The sequence below is a fragment of the Allobosea sp. UC22_33 genome (assembly GCF_042700715.1).
In the GTDB taxonomy this organism is placed as follows: Bacteria; Pseudomonadota; Alphaproteobacteria; order Rhizobiales; family Beijerinckiaceae; genus Allobosea.
The window spans coordinates 1,167,233-1,187,320 of record NZ_CP170556.1 but is presented as its reverse complement, the minus strand read 5'-3'; the positions used below and the strand labels follow the sequence as shown (position 1 = coordinate 1,187,320).

General features: G+C 66.4%; 17 protein-coding genes. 13 read left to right on the top strand and 4 right to left on the bottom strand.

Going from position 1 to position 20,088, the window contains the following annotated elements:
* The first annotated feature begins 13 nt into the window (after positions 1-13).
* The 3 genes from ACFJGT_RS05550 to ACFJGT_RS05540 all read left to right on the top strand — a co-directional run bounded on the left by ACFJGT_RS05550 (position 14) and on the right by ACFJGT_RS05540 (position 5,164).
* On the top strand, positions 14-2,314 hold the full coding sequence (locus ACFJGT_RS05550) for an NADP-dependent malic enzyme (protein WP_377846693.1): 2,301 nt from the start codon (positions 14-16) through the stop codon (positions 2,312-2,314).
* A gap of 141 nt (positions 2,315-2,455) precedes the next feature.
* Positions 2,456-4,054: a peptide ABC transporter substrate-binding protein gene (locus ACFJGT_RS05545; RefSeq protein WP_377846692.1), complete on the top strand. Its 1,599-nt coding sequence runs from the start codon at positions 2,456-2,458 to the stop codon at positions 4,052-4,054.
* 252 nt (positions 4,055-4,306) lie between these two features.
* Entirely contained in the window at positions 4,307-5,164 is an 858-nt protein-coding gene (locus ACFJGT_RS05540) for a D-amino-acid transaminase (RefSeq protein ID WP_377846690.1), read from the top strand.
* Positions 5,165-5,327: 163 nt separating this feature from the next.
* Here ACFJGT_RS05540 and guaD read toward each other — a convergent pair whose 3' ends face one another.
* Positions 5,328-6,638 (bottom strand): guanine deaminase, encoded by a 1,311-nt coding sequence (gene guaD / locus ACFJGT_RS05535; RefSeq protein WP_377846688.1) that lies wholly within the window; start codon positions 6,636-6,638, stop codon positions 5,328-5,330.
* Between the two features lie 116 nt (positions 6,639-6,754).
* Between guaD and xdhA the strand changes: the two genes are divergently transcribed.
* The 10 genes from xdhA to ACFJGT_RS05485 all read left to right on the top strand — a co-directional run bounded on the left by xdhA (position 6,755) and on the right by ACFJGT_RS05485 (position 18,514).
* Positions 6,755-8,245: a xanthine dehydrogenase small subunit gene (xdhA, locus tag ACFJGT_RS05530; RefSeq protein WP_377846686.1), complete on the top strand. Its 1,491-nt coding sequence runs from the start codon at positions 6,755-6,757 to the stop codon at positions 8,243-8,245.
* Complete coding sequence (gene xdhB / locus ACFJGT_RS05525; protein WP_377846684.1) at positions 8,238-10,598, top strand: xanthine dehydrogenase molybdopterin binding subunit; 2,361 nt, start codon at positions 8,238-8,240, stop codon at positions 10,596-10,598. Before xdhA ends, xdhB begins: the two co-directional genes overlap by 8 nt.
* Positions 10,595-11,437: a xanthine dehydrogenase accessory protein XdhC gene (gene xdhC, locus ACFJGT_RS05520; RefSeq protein ID WP_377846682.1), complete on the top strand. Its 843-nt coding sequence runs from the start codon at positions 10,595-10,597 to the stop codon at positions 11,435-11,437. The genes xdhB and xdhC overlap by 4 nt, the downstream gene beginning before the upstream one ends.
* A complete protein-coding gene (locus ACFJGT_RS05515; RefSeq protein WP_377846680.1) occupies positions 11,421-12,965 on the top strand; it encodes an ABC transporter ATP-binding protein in 1,545 nt (514 codons plus the stop codon). The genes xdhC and ACFJGT_RS05515 overlap by 17 nt, the downstream gene beginning before the upstream one ends.
* Positions 12,958-14,022: an ABC transporter permease gene (locus ACFJGT_RS05510; RefSeq protein WP_377846677.1), complete on the top strand. Its 1,065-nt coding sequence runs from the start codon at positions 12,958-12,960 to the stop codon at positions 14,020-14,022. The genes ACFJGT_RS05515 and ACFJGT_RS05510 overlap by 8 nt, the downstream gene beginning before the upstream one ends.
* Positions 14,019-14,942: an ABC transporter permease gene (locus tag ACFJGT_RS05505; protein WP_377846675.1), complete on the top strand. Its 924-nt coding sequence runs from the start codon at positions 14,019-14,021 to the stop codon at positions 14,940-14,942. The genes ACFJGT_RS05510 and ACFJGT_RS05505 overlap by 4 nt, the downstream gene beginning before the upstream one ends.
* A gap of 31 nt (positions 14,943-14,973) precedes the next feature.
* Positions 14,974-16,053 carry a BMP family ABC transporter substrate-binding protein gene (locus tag ACFJGT_RS05500; RefSeq protein WP_377846673.1) on the top strand — a complete coding sequence of 360 codons (1,080 nt, stop codon included), beginning with the start codon at positions 14,974-14,976 and terminating at the stop codon, positions 16,051-16,053.
* Positions 16,054-16,350: 297 nt separating this feature from the next.
* Positions 16,351-16,650: an HU family DNA-binding protein gene (locus ACFJGT_RS05495; RefSeq protein WP_377848930.1), complete on the top strand. Its 300-nt coding sequence runs from the start codon at positions 16,351-16,353 to the stop codon at positions 16,648-16,650.
* Positions 16,651-16,733: 83 nt separating this feature from the next.
* Complete coding sequence (locus ACFJGT_RS05490) at positions 16,734-17,909, top strand: VWA domain-containing protein (protein WP_377846671.1); 1,176 nt, start codon at positions 16,734-16,736, stop codon at positions 17,907-17,909.
* 11 nt (positions 17,910-17,920) lie between these two features.
* The gene (locus ACFJGT_RS05485) at positions 17,921-18,514 is read left to right on the top strand and encodes a hypothetical protein (RefSeq protein WP_377846669.1); all 594 of its coding nucleotides are present in this window, start codon (positions 17,921-17,923) and stop codon (positions 18,512-18,514) included.
* 3 nt (positions 18,515-18,517) lie between these two features.
* Here ACFJGT_RS05485 and ACFJGT_RS05480 read toward each other — a convergent pair whose 3' ends face one another.
* From ACFJGT_RS05480 to ACFJGT_RS05470, 3 genes are all read right to left on the bottom strand, one after another.
* A complete protein-coding gene (locus tag ACFJGT_RS05480) occupies positions 18,518-18,940 on the bottom strand; it encodes a universal stress protein (RefSeq protein ID WP_377846666.1) in 423 nt (140 codons plus the stop codon).
* A gap of 210 nt (positions 18,941-19,150) precedes the next feature.
* Positions 19,151-19,471 carry a 2Fe-2S iron-sulfur cluster-binding protein gene (locus tag ACFJGT_RS05475; protein ID WP_377846664.1) on the bottom strand — a complete coding sequence of 107 codons (321 nt, stop codon included), beginning with the start codon at positions 19,469-19,471 and terminating at the stop codon, positions 19,151-19,153.
* A gap of 86 nt (positions 19,472-19,557) precedes the next feature.
* Positions 19,558-19,896: an Hpt domain-containing protein gene (locus ACFJGT_RS05470; RefSeq protein WP_377846662.1), complete on the bottom strand. Its 339-nt coding sequence runs from the start codon at positions 19,894-19,896 to the stop codon at positions 19,558-19,560.
* Positions 19,897-20,088 lie beyond the last annotated feature (192 nt).

Below are 20,088 nucleotides of genomic sequence, written 5' to 3'. Positions count from 1 at the left end.
GAAGACTAGCGCCATGAAAAGCACCCTCTCCACCGATCTGCGCTCGGGCGCGCTCGTCTACCACCGCCAGCCCCGGCCCGGTAAGATCGAGATCCAGGCAACCAAGCCGCTCGGCAACCAGCGCGACCTGGCGCTCGCCTATTCCCCCGGCGTCGCAGCCGCCTGCGAGGCGATCGTTGACGATCCCTCCGAGGCCGCCGAGCTGACCTCGCGCCAGAACCTCGTCGCCGTCATCACCAATGGCACGGCCGTGCTCGGCCTCGGCGATATCGGCCCGCTCGCCTCCAAGCCGGTGATGGAGGGCAAGGCCGTCCTCTTCAAGAAATTCGCCGGGATCGACTGCTTCGACATCGAGGTCGAGCAGAAGAACATCGAGAAATTCGTCGAGGTCGTCGCAGCGCTGGAGCCGACCTTCGGCGGCATCAATCTCGAGGACATCAAGGGGCCGGAATGCTTCGAGATCGAGGAGCAGCTCAAGGCCCGGATGAATATCCCGGTCTTCCATGACGACCAGCACGGCACGGCGATCATCGTCTCGGCCGCCGTCCTGAACGGCCTCGACCTCGCGGGCAAGAAGATCGCCGACGTCAAGATCGTCGTCTCCGGCGCGGGCGCAGCCGCACTCGCCTGCACCAACCTGCTGGTCGAGCTCGGCGCGCAGCGCAAGAACATCTGGATCAGCGATATCGACGGGGTGGTCTACAAGGGCCGCAACACGCTGATGGACCGCTGGAAGGAGGTCTACGCGCAGGAGACCGATGCGCGGACGCTCAGCGACATCATCGGCGGCGCCGACATCTTTCTCGGCCTCTCCGCCGCCGGCGTGCTCAAGCCCGAGATGGCCAAGCAGATGGGGCCCAAGCCGCTGATCCTGGCGCTCGCGAATCCCAATCCCGAGATCACGCCGGAAGACGCGCTCGCAGTGCGGCCCGACGCGATGATCTGCACCGGCCGCTCGGACTATCCGAACCAGGTCAACAACGTCCTGTGCTTCCCCTATATCTTCCGCGGCGCGCTCGACGTGCAGGCGACGACGATCAACGAGGCGATGAAGCTCGCCGCGGTGCGCGCCATCGCCTCGCTCGCCCGCGAGGCGACCTCCGATATCGCGGCGCGCGCCTATGGCGGCGAGGCCTCGACCTTCGGCGCGACCTCGCTGATCCCGAACCCGTTCGATCCGCGCCTGATCATGCGCATCGCGCCCGCCGTCGCCGAGGCGGCGATGGCGACCGGCGTCGCCCGTAAGCCGCTGATCGATGTCGAAGCCTATCGCGAACAGCTCTCGCGCTTCGTCTTCCGCTCCGGCTTCCTGATGAAGCCGCTCTTCCAGAAGGCCAAGGCCGATCCCAAGCGCGTGATCTATGCCGAAGGCGAGGACGAGCGCGTGCTGCGCGCCGCCCAGGTCGCGCTGGAGGAAGGGCTCGCCGTCCCGATCCTGATCGGCCGCCCGAGCGTGATCGAGACGCGCATCCAACGCTTCGGCCTGTCGCTGAAGCCCGGCATCGATTTCGAGGTGGTGAACCCCGAGGACGACCCGCGCTATCGCGACTATGTCCAGACCTATCTCGACATCGCCGGTCGGCGCGGCATCACCCCCGAGGCGGCGCGCTCGCTGGTGCGCACCAACAATACCGTGATCGCGGCGCTCGCCGTGGCGCGGGGCGAGGCCGACGCGATGATCTCCGGCCTCGAAGGCCGGTTCATGTCGCGTCTGCGGCATATCAAGGACATCATCGGCCTGGCGCCGGGCGTTTGCGACCTCGCGGCGATGACCCTGATCATCACCAACAAGGGCGCCTTCTTCATGTCGGACACCCATGTGAAGCACGATCCGACGGCGGAGGAGATCGCCGACATGACCGTGCTGGCGGCGAGCCATGTCCAGCGTTTCGGCATCGACCCGAAGATCGCGCTGCTCTCGCATTCCGATTTCGGCGCGGCCGACACGCCCTCCTCGCTGAAGATGCGCAAGGCGCTGAAGCTGATCCGCGAGCGGGCACCGCATCTCGAATGCGACGGCGAGATGGAGGCCGACACCGCCCTCGTCCCGCTGATCCGCGAGCGCGTCCTGCCCTCCTCGACGCTGAAGGAGATGGCGAACGTCCTGATCTTCCCGAATCTCGACGCAGCCAACATCTCCTACCAGTTCGCCAAGGTGATGGCCGATGCGCTGCCCGTCGGCCCGATCCTGATCGGCACGGCCAAGCCGGCGCATATCCTCACCGGCTCGGTGACGGCACGCGGCGTGGTCAACATGACCGCCGTCGCGGTGGTCGAGGCGCAGGAAAGCGCCGCGGCTGCGGCCACGCTGTGAACCTGTAGCCAACTCCTGACAGCCGGGTGGCGAAAACCGCGGCCACGCCGTCGTTTTCCCGCTTGGCAGACTCAACGTCACGCGGTCTAATTCCCTTAGTCGGGCATCGCTCGCAGCGACGCCCGACTGAGGGAGGTTGCCATGCTCGACGTCACGCGCCGCCATGCCCCTTTGGCCTTCGCCGCCATCCTGGCCGGGACCCGCGCTGCCGCCGCCCAGGGCCGCATCGTCTTCCACCGCGGCAATGACGGCGACCCCGAGACGCTCGATCCGCACAAGACCTCGACCATCGCGGAAGCGCATCTGCTGCGCGACCTGCGCGAGGGGCTCGTCATCCACGACATGAAGGGCGAGGTCGTGCCCGGCGTCGCCGAAAGCTGGACTATGAGCCCGGACGGCAAAAGCTGGCGCTTCAAGCTTCGCAGCAATGCCAAATGGTCCAATGGCGACCCGGTCAAGGCCTCGGATTTCGTCCATTCCTTCCGGCGCATCGTCAATCCGGAAACCGGCGCCAAATACGCCAACCTGCTCTTCCCGATCCGCAATGCCCAGGCGATTCACAAGGCCGCCAACGGTTCCTCGCTTGAAACGCTCGGTGTCAGCGCTCCCGACGAGGGCACGCTGGAGATCGCGCTGGAGCAGCCGACGCCTTATCTGCTGGAATTGCTGACCCATCAAAGCGCCCTGCCCGTGCACCCGGCCAGCGTGGCCAGGGCCGCGCAGGAGCCCGGCCGGCCGGAAAACTGGATCACCAACGGCCCCTATATGCTCAAGGAGCTGGCGCCGAATTCGCATATCCGGCTCGACCGCAACCCGCATTTCCATGCGGCGACCGATGTGAAGATCGATACCGTGATCTTCTACCCGGCCTCGGACCTAGCGGCGGCCGCGCGGCGCTTCCAGGCCGGCGAATTGCACCTGACGACTGACATCCCGGCCGACCAGTTCAAGTCTCTCAAGGACAAGCTCGGCGATCAGGTCCGGATCGGCCCCTATCTCGCGACCTATTTCCTGATCATCAACAGCGCCAAGGCCCCCTTCGACGACGAGCGCGTCAGGCGGGCGCTCTCGCTGCAGATCGACCGCGAATTCATCGCCGACCGGGTCTGGGGCGGCACGATGCTGCCGGCCTATGGCGTGATTCCCCCGCATATCGGCAATTACGGCGAGCGAGCCGAGCTCGATTTCCGCCACGCTTCGGTGCTGGAGCGCGAGGACGAGGCCAAGCGCCTGCTCGCCTCGGCCGGCTTCGGCAGCGTACCGCTTCAGGTCGAGTTCCGCTTCAACACCACCGACAACAACCGCCACACGGCGGAAGCGATCGCCGAGCAGTGGCGCGCCATCGGCGTCGAGACCCGCTTCGTTGAGACCGATTTCCGCACGCATTTCGCCTATCTGCGCGATGGCGGCGATTTCGACGTCGCCCGCTATGGCTGGGTCGGCGATTATTCCGATCCGCAGAACTTCCTGTTCCTGTTCGAGAGCGACAATGCCGGCTTCAACATCGGCAAGTACAGGAACCCGCAATTCGACGCGCTGATGAAGCTGGCGACCGAAGAGCTCGACCTCGCCCGGCGCGCCGCGATCCTGCGCGAGGCCGACAGCATCGTGATCCGCGAGGAGCCCTGGATTCCGGTGCTGCATTACTCGACCAAGAACCTGGTCTCGCCGAAGCTCACCGGCTTCGAGCAGAACCTGCGCGGCGCGATCCCGACGCGTTTCCTGAGCCTGAAGGCCTGAAAGGCCATTGATTTCGAAGCCCTCATCCTGAGGAGGCCCGCAGGGCCGTCTCGAAGGATGCTTCAGGAGGCTCCCGAACCATCTGGAACATCCTTCGAGACGCGCCTTCGGCGCTCCTCAGGATGAGGGCTCTGGAAATTGACTATGCCCTGCACCAGACGCCGGGCCGTTTCCCCGCCGTGAGGCTCGCAACCGGCGCGAAGCTTCGCTAGGAAGGTCCGGCGTTCCCTTCCAATCAGCGAGTCCGCATCGATGAGCCGCATCGTCTACGTCAATGGCGCCTATCTTCCCGAGGAAGAGGCCAAGATCTCCGTTTTCGACCGCGGCTTCATCTTCGGCGACGGCATCTACGAGGTTTCGGCGGTGATCGGCGGCAAGCTCGTCGATTGCGAGGCACATCTGGCCCGGCTCGAGCGCTCCTGCGGCGAAATCCGTCTTGCCCTGCCCTGGTCGAAGGCCGAGCTCGTCGCTGTTCATGAAGAGCTGATCAAGCGCAATAACCTCGACGAGGGCGGCATCTACCTGCAGGTCTCGCGCGGCGCTGCCGATCGCGACTTCCCCTTCCCGAAGGATGTCCAGCCGACGCTGGTAATGTTCACCCAGGCCCGCAATTTCGTGAACGCGCCGGGCGCCAAGACCGGCATCAAGGTCGTCTCGACGCCGGACCTGCGCTGGGCGCGCCGCGACATCAAGAGCGTCAACCTGCTCGCCCCGGTGCTCGCCAAGCAGTTCGCGCTGGAAAGCGGCGCGCAGGAGGCCTGGCTCACCGAGGACGGCGTGGTGACCGAGGGCGCCTCCTCCACCGCCTGGATCGTCAAGGGCAAGACGCTGATCTCGCGCCCGCTCTCCAACAAGGTGCTGCCGGGCATCACCCGCAAGGCGGTGCTGGCCTATCTGGCCGAATCCGGCTTCACCTTCGAGGAGCGCGAATTCACGCTGGAAGAGGCGCTCGACGCCGAGGAGGCCTTCATCACCTCCGCGACCAGCCTCGTCATGCCGGTGACCACGATCGACGGCCACACGATCCATAACGGCGCGCCCGGCCCGACTGCGCTGCGCCTGCGCGAGATCTATATCGACTACGCCCGCAAGGGCGGCGTTCTGGGCTGAACCGCCCCCCTCATTCCGGGGCAAGCCCGCAGCGCTTGAGCCCGGAACCCAGAACCGATGCGGCTGCTTGGAAGGGCGCGTCGGTGTCGAGATAGACCACCGAACGCCTCGGCTCTGGATTCCGGGCTCGCAGCTTCGCTGCGCCCCGGAATGACGGCAGAGCTTATGCCGCGCCGGCGGCCAACTCACCCATCACATAGGTCGCAGTGACATTGCGCTCGTCGCCCAGCGTGACGAGCACGAACAGCTCCTCCGCCAGATCGCGCACCGTTTCCATGCGATGCGCCATCGCCCGCGTCGCGCCCGTATCGAGCACGACGACATCCGCCTCGCGGCCGGGCTCGAAGCTGCCGATCCAGTGATCGAGGCCCAGCGCCACGGCGTTGCCGCGCGTTATCGCATGCAGCGCCGCGAAGGCCGAGAGCGACTGCCCTTGAAGCTGCAGCACCTTGTAGGCCTCGGCCATGGTCCTGAGCATCGAATAGGACGTGCCGCCGCCGATATCGGTGGCGACCGCGACCTTCACGCCGCGTTGGCGCGCATGGGCCCAGTCGAACAGGCCTGACCCCAGGAACAGGTTGGAGGTCGGGCAGAACACGGCGACCGCCCCGGTCTCGGCGAAGGCCTGCCATTCATTGTGGGTCATGTGGATGCAATGGCCCATCAGGCTCTTCGGTCCGAGCAGACCGTAGCCGCGATAGATATCGGCGTAATCGGCTGCGGCCGGGAAAAGCTCGCGAGCGAAGGCGATCTCCGCGCGGTTCTCGTCGATATGGGTCTGGACATGGCAATCAGGGTGCTCGGCCGCCAGCTTCCCCGCCGCCGCCAGTTGCTCCGGCGTCGAGGTGATCGCGAAGCGCGGCGTGATCGCATAGAGCTGCCGGCCCTTGCCGTGCCAGCGCGCGATCAGCGCCTTCGAATCGCGATAGCTGCTTTCGGCCGTATCGGTCAGCGCTTCCGGCGCGTTGCGGTCCATCATCACCTTGCCGGCGATCATGCGGGTGTTGCGGCGCTGCGACTCAGCGAAGAAGGCCTCAGCCGATTGCGGATGCACCGAGCAATAGACCGCCGCCGTGGTCGTGCCGTTGGCGAGCAATTCGTCGAGGAAGAAGCGCGAAAGCTTCTCGGCATGGCCCTGCTCGCTAAGCTTCTGCTCCTCGACGAAGGTGTATTTGTTCAGCCACTCCATGAGCTGGGCGCCATAGGAGGCGACGACCTGCGTCTGCGGCATGTGGATATGGGCGTCGATGAAGCCGGGCATGATCAGATGCGGGCGGTGGTCGACGATTTCGGCCTCGGCCGGCAGCGCCCGCAGCAAATCCTGCGCCTCGCCCGCCGCCATGATCAGCCCGCTCTCGATGACGAGCAAACCATCCTCGACATAACGATGCGCCGCATCGCCTGCGGCCTGTGGATCATCCACGAACCAGAACAGGCGGCCACGCAGGGCGCGCAGGACGGTGGATGCAGTCACGTCGGGCAGCTCCGGCACAATTCCACATCACATCTGCACCAAATCGAAGCTTCCGGCCAAGCGCGGATCGTGCCTAATCTGCGGGCATGATTTGGCTTTGCGAAGGAAGCGGGCAAATGCGTGAGAGCTTGCGCTTCCTGCTCGGCGACAGGCTGGTCGAGATCGACCGCTGCGACCCGACCCTGACGGTGCTCGACTGGCTGCGCCTGGACCAGCGCATGACCGGCACCAAGGAAGGCTGCGCCGAGGGCGATTGCGGCGCCTGCACCGTCGTGGTCGGCCGGCTGGATCGCGGGACGGTGCGCTACGAGGCGATCAATGCCTGCATCCGCTTCCTGCCGACACTGGACGGCTGCCAGATCCTCACTGTCGAGCATCTGAAGGGCGCGGATGGCAGCTTGCATCCGGTGCAGCAGGTGATGGTGGAATGCCACGGCTCGCAATGCGGCTTCTGTACGCCGGGCTTCGTGATGTCGCTCATGGCGCTCAGGCTCAACGAGGCGGAGCCAAGCGTCGGCCGCATCGAGGATGCGCTCGCCGGCAACCTCTGCCGCTGCACCGGCTACGAGCCGATCATCGCCGCCGGACGGCGCATGGACGAGATTGCGCCGCGCGAGGCGGATCGCTTTCTGGGGGAGCGCGAGGCTATCGCAGCGCGCCTTGCAGAGCTGAATGATCCCGAGACGCTGGTCCTGCGAGGCGAAGCCGGGAGTTTCTACGCGCCCGCTACCATCGAAGCGCTGGCAGACCTGTTCGCTGCCCATCCGCAAGCGACGCTGGTCGCCGGCGCGACCGATGTCGGGCTCTGGGTCACCAAGGCGATGAAGCGGCTCGATCCGGTGATCTATCTCGGGCGGATCGAGACATTGCGGACGATCAGCGACGGGGGCGATCATCTGCGCTTCGGCGCGATGGCCAGCCATATCGACGTCAGAACGGCGCTGGCCGCCCTCTCGCCACAGCTCGACGAATTGATGCGCCGGTTCGGCGGCGAACAGGTGCGCAATGCCGGCACGATCGGCGGCAACATCGCCAATGGCTCGCCGATCGGCGACCTGCCGCCCGCGCTGATCGCGCTCGATGCGACGCTGGTGCTCGCACGGCGCCCGGAGGCCGGAATCGAACGGCGCATCATCCCGCTCGAGAGCTTCTTCATCGAGTATCGCAAGCAGGATCGGCACCCCGGCGAATTCGTCGAGGCTGTGCTCATACCGAAGTTGGCCGATGGCGTCCTGTTCCACGCGTCCAAGGTCTCGAAGCGTTTCGACGAGGATATCTCCGCCGTCTGCGGCGCCTTCCGGCTGACGCTCGGCAGCGATGGCCGCATCACCGACGCCCGCCTCGCCTATGGCGGCATGGCCGGCATTCCGAAGCGGGCCGCGGCGGCCGAAGCCGCGCTGATCGGACGACCGTGGGATGACTCCGCCGTCGCCGCCGCCATCGCCGCCCTCCCGCAGGATTTCACCCCGCTCGACGACATGCGCGCCTCGGCGCAATATCGGCTCAAGATCGCAGGCAACCTGCTGCGGCGTTTCCTGATCGAGACGACGCAAGCTGAAACACAGACGCGGGTCGCCGGCCTGCTGGCGGAGGCCGCCCATGGCTGACGCGCGCCGCAAGCTCGATATCGGACTGGAGAGCGGGCCGGTCGGCAGCTCCCGCATCCATGATTCCGCGCCCAAGCATGTCGCGGGCGAGGCACTCTATATCGACGACATCGCCGCGCCCGAAGGCCTGCTGCATGCCTATCTCGGCACGAGCAGCATCGCCCATGGCCGGCTGCTCTCGCTCGATCTCGATGCCGTCCGCGCCGCACCGGGCGTCGTCGCCGTGCTGACGGCGGCGGATATCCCCGGCGCCAACGACATCTCCTCGACGCATCTGCATGACGAGCCGGTCTTCGCAACCGATGCCATTCTATTCCACGGCCAGCCGCTATTCGCAGTGGTCGCCGAAACGCGCGAACAGGCCCGCCATGCCGCGACGCTGGCAAAGGCTGAGTATGCCGAGGAAGCGCCGCTCATCGATATCGCCGCCGCCCGCGAAGCCGGTGGCAAGCTCGTGACCGCACCGCTCAAGCTCGAACGCGGCGATCTCGCGGCGGCACTCGCATCGAGCCCGCGCCGGCTGAAAGGCACGATGACGATCGGCGGGCAGGAGCATTTCTATCTCGAAAGCCAGATCGCACTCGCCATCCCCGGCGAGGACGAGGACATGGCCGTGCTGGTCTCGACCCAGCATCCGAGCGAGGTCCAGCACATGGTCGCGGCCGTGCTCGGCGTCGGCTCGCATGCGGTCACCGTCGAAGTGCGGCGCATGGGCGGCGGTTTCGGCGGCAAGGAGACGCAGGCCAATCTCTTCGCCTGCATCGCCGCGATCTGCGCCCGCAAGCTGAGGCGCCCGGTCAAGCTCAGGCCCGACCGCGACGACGACATGGCGATCACCGGCAAGCGCCATGATTTCGTCTGCGACTACGAGATCGGCTTCGACGATGACGGCCGCATCCATGCGCTCGACGCCGTCTATGCGGCGCGCTGCGGCTGGAACGCCGATCTGTCGGGACCAGTGACCGACCGCGCCCTGTTCCACATGGATAATTGCTATTTCTACCCGGCGGTGCGCGCCCGCTCCGAGCCGCTCTTCACCAATACCTGCTCGAACACCGCCTTCCGCGGCTTCGGCGGGCCGCAGGGCATGGTGGGTGCGGAGCGCTTCATCGAGGAAGTCGCCTACGCCACCGGGCTCGACCCGCTGGAGGTGCGCCGCCGCAATCTCTATGGCGGCGAAGCTTCCGGTGAAGGTCTTCGCAGCGACGTCACGCCCTATCACCAGACGGTCGAGGAAAATATCGCCGCCGATGTGATTGCCGAGTTGGAACGGCGGTCAGACTATCAGGCGCGTAGGGCCGCGATCCGGGAGGCGAATGCGAAAAGCCCCATCGTCAAGCGCGGCATCGCATTGACGCCGGTAAAGTTCGGCATTTCCTTCACCGCGACCTGGTTCAACCAGGCTGGAGCGCTGGTGCATGTCTATACCGACGGCACGGTCGCGCTGAATCATGGTGGCACCGAGATGGGGCAAGGGCTCTACGTCAAGGTGGCGCAGGTGGTGGCCCAAGCCTTCGGCATCGGGCTCGACCAAATCAAGATCACCGCGACGACGACCGGCAAGGTGCCGAACACCTCCGCCACCGCCGCCTCCTCCGGCTCCGACCTCAACGGTATGGCGGCGCTCGATGCCTGCGAGACGATCAAGAAGCGGCTGACGGAATTCGCCGGGAAACATTGGCAGGAACGGCCGGAGGACATCGCCTTCCTGCCGGGCCGCGTGAAGGTCGGCCCCCGCGAGATCGCCTTCAAGGACCTGATCGCGGCCGCCTATATGGCCCGCGTCCAGCTCTCCGCAACAGGCTTTTACGCGACGCCGAAAATCCACTGGGACCGCAAGGCCGGCCGCGGCCACCCGTTCTACTATTTCGCCTATGGCGCAGCGGCGGCCGAGGTCGCGATCGACACGCTGACCGGCGAATACAAGGTCGAGCGCGTCGATATCCTGCATGATTGCGGGCAGTCGCTGAACCCAGCGATCGACAAGGGCCAGATCGAAGGCGGCTTCGTGCAGGGCATGGGCTGGCTGACCACCGAGGAACTGGTCTGGGATAAGAAGGGCCGGCTCTGGACCCATGCGCCCTCGACCTACAAGATCCCCGTCGCCTCGGACCGGCCGCGTATCTTCAACGTGCACCTGCTGGAGAACGCGCCCAATCGCGAGCCGACGATCCATCGTTCCAAGGCCGTCGGCGAGCCGCCGCTGATGCTGGCGATCTCGGTGCTTCACGCGCTGTCGGACGCGGTGGCAAGCGTCGGCGAATATCGCATCTGCCCCCGCCTCGATGCACCCGCGACGCCGGAGCGGGTTCTGGACGCAGTCGAGCGGGTCAGATCGGAGGCGGGGCGATGACCCTCGCGGCCTTCCTCACCTCCCATCAGCGCGACGGCATCATCCTCGTCAGGATCGAGGCGGCGGAAGGCTCGACCCCGCGCGAAGCCGGCGCCTGCATGGCGGTCAGCCCAAACGCCATCGCGGGAACGATCGGCGGCGGGCAGCTCGAATTCCATTGCATCGATATCGCCCGCCACATGCTGAGCGAGGTCGCCGAGGATCAGTTGCTCGACATCCCGCTCGGCCCGCAGATGGGGCAGTGCTGCGGCGGGCGCGTGCGCGTATCGCTGCGCCACGCCGGCGCGGCCGAGATTGCCCTGTTCAGCGCCCGCAAGAAGGCAGAAGCCGCGGCGCGGCCGCCGGTGCTGATCTTCGGCGCAGGCCATACCGGCCGGGCTCTCGCGCAGGCGCTGGCGCCCCTGCCGTTCACCGTCTCGCTGATCGACGACCGCGACGATGTCATGAGCGGGCTGCCGGCGGCGGTCACCTGCATCCGCATGGCCGATCCGGTCGATGCGATCGCGAGCGCGCCTGCGAATGCCGCTTTCGTCGTGCTCACGCACAGCCATGCGCTCGACTACCGGCTCGCGGAGGCGGCGCTGGCGCGCGGCGATGCCGCTTATGTCGGCATGATCGGCTCGGCCACGAAGCGCGCCCGTTTCGAGTCGAGCTTCCTGCGCAGCGGCGGGCGGCGCGAGGCGCTGACCCGGTTGACCTGTCCGATTGGCGGTTCGGATGTGGACGACAAGCGGCCGGAGGTGATCGCGGCCTTGACGGCAGCCGAGCTGGTGCGTTGCTTGCTTGGCCGCCGGGAGCCGGCGAAAGGGAGACGGTCGCGACATGAATCAGCCGCGTGAGCAGGATGTGCCGCCGCGGCTGGCGCTCGCCCATATCTCGAAGAGCTTTCCCGGCGTCAAAGCCAACGAGGACATAAGCCTGAGCGTCGCGCCGGGCGAAATCCACGCCCTGCTCGGCGAGAACGGCGCCGGCAAGTCGACGCTGGTCAAGATCATCTACGGCGTACAGCAGGCCGACGAAGGCACGATCTCCTGGAACGGCTCGCCCGTTTCGATCCCCTCGCCCAAGGCCGCGCGCAAGCTCGGCATCGGCATGGTCTTCCAGCACTTCTCGCTGTTCGACGCGATGACGGTGATCGAGAACATCGCGCTCGGCCTCGACGAAGCTGTCGACCGCGACGAGCTGAAGAGCCAAGTCGCCGCGATCCTGCAATCCTATTCGCTGCCGCTCGATCCGGAGCGCGAGGTGCATACGCTCTCGGTCGGCGAGTGCCAGCGCATCGAGATTGTGCGCTGCCTGCTGCAGAAGCCGAAGCTGCTGATCATGGACGAGCCGACCTCGGTTCTGACGCCGCAGGAGGTCGAGCGCCTGTTCGCGACGCTCAGGCAGATCGCGACTGAGGGCTGCTCGATCCTCTACATCTCGCACAAGCTGCACGAGATCAAAGCGCTCTGCGACAGCGCCACGATCCTGCGCGGCGGGCGCGTCGTCGCGACCTGCGACCCCAAGGTCGAGACGACCAAGCGCATGGCCGAGCTGATGATCGGCGCGGAGCTGCGCAAGATCGAGCACAGCAAGGCGGCGACCTCGGGCGCCGTCCGGCTGGAGATCAAGGGTCTTTCGCTCCCCGGTGAGCCGCCCTTCGGGACCGACCTCGAGAATGTTTCCTTCGAAGCGCGGGCCGGCGAAATTCTCGGCATTGCCGGCGTTGCCGGCAACGGGCAGGCCGAACTCCTGACCGCGCTCTCGGGCGAACAGCTCCCAGCCCATGCCGAAGCGATAAAACTCGACGGGAAAGCTGTCGGCCTGGAAGGCGCAGGCGCGCGCCGGGGGCTCGGCCTCGCCTGCGTGCCCGAAGAGCGCAACGGCCATGCCGCGGTGCCGGATTTCTCGCTCGCCGATAACGGCATCCTGACGGCGCGCCATCGCCTGCCGCTGGCGCCGCACGGCTTCATCAATCGCGGCAGCGTCAAGCGCTTCGCCGATGGCGTCATCAAGCTCTTCGACGTGCGCACCACGGGAAATGGTGCCCTCGCCCGCTCGCTTTCGGGCGGCAACCTGCAGAAATTCATCATGGGCCGCGAGATCGGCCAGCAGCCGGCCGTGCTCGTCGTCTCGCAACCGACCTGGGGCGTCGATGCCGGTGCCGCCGCCGCGATCCGGCAGGAACTCGTCGACCTCGCGGCCAAGGGCTCGGCCGTGGTGGTGATCTCGCAGGACCTCGACGAATTGCTGGAGCTGGCGGACCGGCTCTGCGTCATCAACGAGGGGCGTTTGTCGGCGCCGCGCCCGGTCGCGAGCCTCGGCATCGACGAGATCGGCCTGATGATGGGCGGCGTCCATGGCGCGGAGGCGGCCCATGCTTGAATGGCGCCGCCGCCGCGAGCCGAGCACGTTGATGCTGCTCGCAAGCCCGTTGATCGCGATCGGGCTCACCATGCTGATCGGCATGATCGTCTTCACCGCCATGGGCTATGACGGCTTCCATGCGGTCGAGAGCATCTTCCTGACGCCGTTCCTGGAGCCGCAGCGCTGGGGCGATATCGGGGTCAAGGGCGCGCCGTTGGTGATGATCGCGCTCGGGCTCGCCATCGGCTTCCGCGCCAATGTCTGGAATATCGGCGCCGAGGGGCAATACGTCATGGGCGCCATCGCCGGCACCGGCGTCGCCCTGCTCACCTATGACATGACAGGGTGGTGGATCCTGCCCGCCATGGTGCTGGCCGGCATTCTCGGCGGCATGGCCTGGGCGGCGATCCCGGCCTTCCTGCGCGTCAAACTGCAGGTCAGCGAAATCCTGACCAGCCTGATGCTGACCTATGTCGCCGTGCAGTTCCTGTACTTCCTGGTGCGCGGCCCGTGGAAGGACCCCGGCGGCTTCAATTTTCCTCAGACGCGGATGTTCACGGCGGACCAGACGCTACCGACCGTGCTGGAGGGGACACTCGTCCATCTCGGCATCCCCGCCGCGCTCGTGCTTGCGATCATCGCGTGGCTGCTGATGGAAAAGACCACCGCGGGCTATGCGATCAAGGTCGTCGGCCTCGCGCCGGCCGCGGCGCGCCATGGCGGCTTTAGCGCGGCACGCACGACCTGGGCGACGATGCTGATCAGCGGCGCGCTTGCCGGCCTTGCCGGGTTGTTCGAGGCGGCCGGGCCGTTCGGCCAGCTCACGCCGCAATTCCCGGTGGGCTATGGCTTCACCGCGATCATCGTCGCCTTTCTCGGACGGCTGAACCCGCTCGGCATCGTCTTCGGCGGCATCGTGCTGGCAGGAACCTATGTCGGCGGCGAGATCGCGCAATCGACGGTCCGGCTGCCGCAGGCCGCAACCGGCCTGTTCCAGGCCATGCTGCTGTTCATGCTGCTGGCTACCGACGTGCTGGTGCGCTGGCGGATCGTATTCAAGCGGAGAGCCGCATGACCTCTGCCATGCTCGTCTCCATCCTGATGACGCTGATCGCGGCTTCGACGCCGCTGCTGCTGGCCTCGCTCGGCGAACTCGTCGCCGAGAAGGCCGGCGTGCTCAATCTCGGCGTCGAAGGCATGATGCTCTGCGGCGCGGTTGCGGGTTTCGCGGTCGCCTTCTCGACCGGCAGCACCGGCATCGGCCTCGTCGCGGCGGCGTTCGCCGGCGTCGCTGCCTCGATGGTCTTCGCCGTGCTTGCGCTCTCGCTGACAGCCAATCAGGTCGCGACGGGGCTCGCACTGACGATCTTCGGCATCGGCGCGTCGTCGCTGATCGGCGCCGGCTTCGTCGGACGCACCATCTCGCGGCTCCAGCCAATCTTTCCCGCGGGGCTGTCGGAGCATCCGATCCTGCGCGTGATCTTCGGCTACGACATCCTCGTCTATCTCTCGCTCGCGCTCGTCGCGGGCGTGAGCTGGTTCCTGCGCCGGACGCGGCCTGGACTGATCCTGCGAGCCGTCGGCGAGAACGACGCCTCGGCCCATGCCATCGGCTATCCGGTGGTCGCCATCCGCTATGCGGCGGTCGCCTTCGGCGGCGCGCTGGCCGGGCTCGGCGGCGCCTATTTCTCGCTGGCGCTGACGCCGATGTGGGCCGACCGGCTGACCGCCGGGCGCGGCTGGATCGCGCTCGCGCTCGTCGTGTTCTCGGCCTGGAAGCCGGGGCGCCTGCTGCTCGGGGCCTATCTCTTCGGTGCCGTGATGACGCTCGAATTGCAGCTCAAGGCGGCCGGCGTCACCTGGCTCGCGCCGGAGGTTCTGGCAATGGCCCCCTACCTTGCGACGATTGCAGTTCTGACCATGATGTCGCTAGGACGGAAGACCGGCCGGCTCGACGCGCCCGCCTGCCTCGGCAAACCTTTCTCGGCGTCCTGACGCCGCAACCCACAATGGGGAGTTCTCGGACATGACCAGCATAATCACCCGCCGCAAGCTGACCTTCGGCGCGGCCGCCGCCTCCACCTTGCCGATCCTCGGCCGGGGCGCCTCGGCCCAGGCCCCGCTCGGCGTCGGCTTCGTCTATGTCGGCCCGATCGGCGACCACGGCTACACCTGGACGCATAACCAGGGCCGGCTCGCGCTGGAGAAGGAATACGGCGCCAAGATCAAGACGAGCTTCATCGAGAACGTCGCAGAGGGCCCGGACGCGGCGCGCGCCATCCGCCAGCTCGCCCAGGCCGGCAACCAGCTGATCTTCACGACCTCCTTCGGCTTCATGAACCCGACCATCCAGGTCGCCAAGCAGTTCCCGAAGATCCATTTCGAGCACGCCACCGGCTATATGCGGGCCGAGAACGTCGCGACCTACGATGCGCGCTTCTACGAGGGCCGCGCCGTGATCGGCACCATCGCCGGCCATATGTCGAAAACCGGCCAGGCGGGCTATGTCGCCTCCTTCCCGATCCCCGAAGTCGTGATGGGCATCAACGCCTTCCACCTCGCCGCCCGCAAGGTGAACCCGAACTTCAAGACCAAGGTCGTCTGGTGCTCGACCTGGTACGACCCCGCGAAGGAGGCCGACGCGGCCAAGGCGCTGATCGACCAGGGCGCCGACATGATCACCCAGCACACCGATTCCGCCGCCCCGCTCCAGGCGGCCGAGCAGCGCGGCGTCTTCGCCTTCGGCCAGGCCTCGGACATGAAGTCCTTCGCGCCGAAGGCCCATCTCTCGGCCATCGTCGACGACTGGTCGGGCTACTACATCAAGCGCGTCAAGGATGTGATGGACGGCAACTGGAAGAGCGGCGCCGTCTGGCACGGGCTCAAGGACGGCATGGTCAAGATCGCGCCCTATAACGACGCCGTCACCCCGGCCGCCCGCGCTGCTGCCGACGAGGTGACCAAGGGCATCATCGCCGGCACGCTCCACCCCTTCACCGGCGAACTCAAGGACCAGAAGGGCGAAGTCCGCCTGAAGGCCGGCGAGAAGGCCAGCGACGAGATGCTCTCGAAGATGGACTGGTACGTCGACGGCATCCAGGCCTGATCCTCATACCTTCGCTGCTGCGGCTGCACGACGCCGCCGCAGCAGCGATTCGCCGGCCCAGGGACCTGACGATTGGTCAATTCGGCCGCAAAAGCCTGTCATGGCTCTAAATTGGGCTCGTTCCCGCCTGAATCCGATGGAACGAAGCCGTTTCCTGTGCGTATCTACCGCCGCGGGCATCGTCTTTCCGCGTTAGCCGTGGCAACTGCGTGAGTTGCGCGCCGCGAATGGCACCCATGTGCCGCGGCCGCTCATGCCGGAAACGAGCATGATCGGCCGTCATCCAGCACGCGACGCCTGAACAACCTTCTCAAGGAGGATTTCATGACCAAGAACGAACTGATCGCCGCCATCGCCGAAGAGACCGGCAAGACCAAGGCCGACGTCTCCGCCATCCTGACGTCTCTCGGCGCGACCGTCGCCAAGACCCTGAAGAGCGGCGACGACGTCACCCTCGGCGGCATCGGCAAGCTCTCTGCTGCCAAGCGCGAAGCCCGCGAGGCCCGCAACCCCTCGACCGGCGCGACCATCAAGGTTCCTGCCAAGACCGTCGTTAAGTTCAAGGTCACCAAGGACCTCGCCGACGCGGTGGCGTAAGGCCATCATCGGGATCGAGCGGCGTTCGCGCATGAAACGCGGACGCTGCTTGACCCGGCGCCCCATGCCCTCACATTAGCGGCATGTTCCTTCGCCTCTTCACCGATCTGCGCGCCGCCAAGGTCCCGGTGACCTTGCGCGAATATCTGACGCTGCTCGAAGGGGTCGAGGCCGATCTCGCCGAACATCGGGTCGACGAGTTCTACTATCTCGCCCGCGCCACGCTGGTGAAGGACGAGCGCCATCTCGACAAGTTCGATCGCGTCTTCGCCCAGGTGTTCAAGGGCATGGAGACGCTGCAACAGGCGATCGAGGAAGCCGGCATTCCCGAGGAATGGCTGCGCAAGCTCGCCGAGAAATTCCTGACCGATGAAGAGAAAGCCCAGATCGACGCGATGGGCTGGGAAAAGCTCTGGGAGACGCTGAAGCAGCGGCTCGAAGAGCAGAAGGGCCGCCATCAGGGCGGCAACAAGTGGATCGGCACGGCCGGCACCTCGCCTTACGGCGCCTACGGTTACAATCCCGAAGGTATCCGCATCGGCCAGGACAAGAACCGCAATTTCCGGGCGGTGAAGGTCTGGGACAAGCGCGAGTTCAAGGATTTCGACGACACGCGCGAGCTCGGCGTGCGCAACATGCGGATCGCGCTCCGGCGCCTGCGCCGCTTCGCCCGCACCGGCGCGGCCGAGGAACTCGATCTCGACAACACCATTTCCGAGACCGCCCGGCACGGCTATCTGGACGTCAAGCTTCGCCCCGAGCGCCGCAATGCCGTGAAGGTGCTGCTCTTCCTCGATGTCGGCGGCTCGATGGACTGGCATATCGAGCTGGCCGAGGAGCTGTTCTCGGCGGCGCGGGCCGAGTTCAAGCATTTCGAGCATTTCTACTTCCACAACTGCCCCTATGAGCGGGTCTGGAAGGAGAACCGCCGCCGCCACGACCAGCAGATCGCGACCTGGGACGTGCTCAGGACTTATCCGTCCGACTACCGTCTCGTCTTTGTCGGCGATGCCTCGATGAGCCCCTACGAGATCGCCATGCCCGGCGGCTCGGTCGAGCATTGGAACGAGGAAGCCGGCGAAGTCTGGATGGAGCGCCTGGCGACGAAATTCCCGAAATCGGTCTGGCTCAACCCGGTGCAGCAAAACTTGTGGAACTACACCCAGTCGATCCGCCAGATCGGCGGGCTGATGGGCGGGCGCATGTTCCCGCTGACGCTCGACGGGCTCGATGGCGCGATGAAGGTTCTGGCGCGGTGACGAATACCATCATGACCGAAGACGACGATGGCCCTGCCCCGAGCTGGCGCCAGCGGCCGAAGCCCGTCGGGTTCGAGATCGCCTACAAGCTCGACGGCGAGACGCTGGAGGTCGACCGGACGCGCCGGGTCGACAGCATCCGCCTCAGCGCGGTCGAGCAGGTGCGCTTCGTCTACGCGCCCGGCAACATCTCGTCGAAGGGCTACAAGACGCAGCTCAGGCTCAGCGACGGCCGGACCGTGACCTTCGGCAACCTGTCCTGGCGCTCACTCACCGATCTCGACCGCGACGATCCGCGCTATCACCGCTTCGTCACGGCGCTCTCGGCCGCGATCGCGCGGGCCAATCCGCGCGCGCGCTTCGTCGCCGGGCGGCCGAAGCCGATCTGGCTCGGCGTCGCCGTGGTCGGCGCGCTCTCGCTCCTGATGCTCGCGGCCTTCACGCTGCGCGCCTTCCAGCAGGGCGCGACCAATGCCGGGCTGCTCGGCGTCCTGCTGATCGCAGCCTCGTTCTGGCAGGTCTGGCCATTGGTCAAGCTCAACCGGCCGCGCGAACTCGCGACCGGCGAGGTGCCTGAAAGCCTCGTCCCGGGCGGGACGGGCTGAGGCTCAGCGGACGACCAGCACCGAGCATTTCGCCCGGCGCACGATGGCCGATGCGTTCGATCCGATGACATAGGCGAGCATGCCCGGCTCATGCGAGCCGATGACGATGAGGTCGATCCCGCCGGCATCGGCCTCGGCCAGGACCTCGCCATGGACCGAGCCGATCAGGACCTTGGCAGAAACCCGCTCGGCCGGCAGGTCGACCTTGGCCGCGATCTCGGCGAGCTTGGCCTCGGCATCCTCCTGCTGCTCGGAATCGAAATCGGCCGGCACGAATTCCATATAGGTGACCGGGATCAGCGAGCGGACATAGACCAGCCGCACCCTTCCGCCCGAAATCTTGGCGAAGGATACGGCTGCCGCGATCGCCGGCTGGGCGAGCTCGGCTTCGGCGAGATCTACGGGGACCATGATCGATCTGTACATCGCATCCTCCTAGGCTGGTTGTGCAACCATCATGGAGTGTGCCAGCACCCGCGCCATGATCCAGCGCAAAATGCAGGATGCGGCGCAGCGCCGCGCGGCGGAGCCTGAAGCTAGCCGGTTTCTGGTAGAAGCACGCCGTCATCCCGGACAAGCTGCGCAGCAGCGCCGATCCGGGATGACGAAGCGGTTCCGGGGGAAGTCAGTATGGCTTCAGCCCTGACGCGCAGGCGTGCGGACGATCAGTCCGTCGAGATCGTCGCGGATGCGGATCTGGCAGGACAGGCGCGAATTCGGGCGGACGTCGAAGGCGAAGTCGAGCATATCCTCCTCCATATGCTCGGCAGGGCCGACAGCGGCAGTCCAGGCGTCGTCGACATAGACATGGCAGGTGGCGCAGGCACAGGCCCCACCGCATTCCGCCTCGATGCCGGGGATCGCGTTGCGGATGGCCGTCTCCATCACGGTCGACCCGGCTTCGGCCTCGACGGTGCGGCTCTCGCCCTGAGCGTCGATGAAGGTGATGTTCGGCATGAGGAACTCCGGCGGCGCGATGACGGCCCCCCGCTTAGAGCATTTCAAAGCGGCACGGAACGGGATTTCGCGCCGCAGCCGCGTGCTCAGGCAGCGCAGTCGAAGAGGGCGATCACCGCCCTCGCCTCGGCTGCCGCCAGGGCGAGCGCATCGAGCGCGGTCTCACTCACCGCCTGCTCCGGTCCGGAAAGGCTCTCCTCGATGCGGTCGGCGGCCTCCGCGACGCGCCAGGCGCCGATGGCACGCGCCGCGCCCTTCAGGGTGTGGGCGGCATCCATCCGCGCCTGCCGGTCGGCGCTCCCGTGAATGGCGCGCAGATGGACGACGCATTGCTGGGCAAAGAGCGTCAGCAGTTCGCGCTCCAGCTCGTGGTCCCCGGCGGTCTGGCGGGAGAGATAGGCGAAATCGATGGCCTTCTCGGTCATGTCGGGAACTCTCGGCATCGGTCATCAAATGGCCGCATCGGCCGGTCTCATGCCGTTCAGGAAGCGCCCGGATGGTGAACGAGGCGTTAACGACGTTTGTGAATCGCGTGGTCAAATGGGTTTCCAAGGGTCCGGGGGTCCACTACCCTTCCAATTGGTAAATGATGGGCGCAGTGTTTCCGTTCACCCGGC

Coding starts and splice junctions, on each gene's coding strand:
- ACFJGT_RS05550 (WP_377846693.1), top strand. CDS start 14: ATGAAAAGCACCCTCTCCACCGATCTGCGCTCGGGCGCGCTCGTCTAC.
- ACFJGT_RS05545 (WP_377846692.1), top strand. CDS start 2,456: ATGCTCGACGTCACGCGCCGCCATGCCCCTTTGGCCTTCGCCGCCATC.
- ACFJGT_RS05540 (WP_377846690.1), top strand. CDS start 4,307: ATGAGCCGCATCGTCTACGTCAATGGCGCCTATCTTCCCGAGGAAGAG.
- xdhA (WP_377846686.1), top strand. CDS start 6,755: ATGCGTGAGAGCTTGCGCTTCCTGCTCGGCGACAGGCTGGTCGAGATC.
- xdhB (WP_377846684.1), top strand. CDS start 8,238: ATGGCTGACGCGCGCCGCAAGCTCGATATCGGACTGGAGAGCGGGCCG.
- xdhC (WP_377846682.1), top strand. CDS start 10,595: ATGACCCTCGCGGCCTTCCTCACCTCCCATCAGCGCGACGGCATCATC.
- ACFJGT_RS05515 (WP_377846680.1), top strand. CDS start 11,421: ATGAATCAGCCGCGTGAGCAGGATGTGCCGCCGCGGCTGGCGCTCGCC.
- ACFJGT_RS05510 (WP_377846677.1), top strand. CDS start 12,958: ATGCTTGAATGGCGCCGCCGCCGCGAGCCGAGCACGTTGATGCTGCTC.
- ACFJGT_RS05505 (WP_377846675.1), top strand. CDS start 14,019: ATGACCTCTGCCATGCTCGTCTCCATCCTGATGACGCTGATCGCGGCT.
- ACFJGT_RS05500 (WP_377846673.1), top strand. CDS start 14,974: ATGACCAGCATAATCACCCGCCGCAAGCTGACCTTCGGCGCGGCCGCC.
- ACFJGT_RS05490 (WP_377846671.1), top strand. CDS start 16,734: ATGTTCCTTCGCCTCTTCACCGATCTGCGCGCCGCCAAGGTCCCGGTG.
- ACFJGT_RS05485 (WP_377846669.1), top strand. CDS start 17,921: ATGACCGAAGACGACGATGGCCCTGCCCCGAGCTGGCGCCAGCGGCCG.
- ACFJGT_RS05480 (WP_377846666.1), bottom strand. CDS start 18,940: ATGTACAGATCGATCATGGTCCCCGTAGATCTCGCCGAAGCCGAGCTC.
- ACFJGT_RS05475 (WP_377846664.1), bottom strand. CDS start 19,471: ATGCCGAACATCACCTTCATCGACGCTCAGGGCGAGAGCCGCACCGTC.
- ACFJGT_RS05470 (WP_377846662.1), bottom strand. CDS start 19,896: ATGACCGAGAAGGCCATCGATTTCGCCTATCTCTCCCGCCAGACCGCC.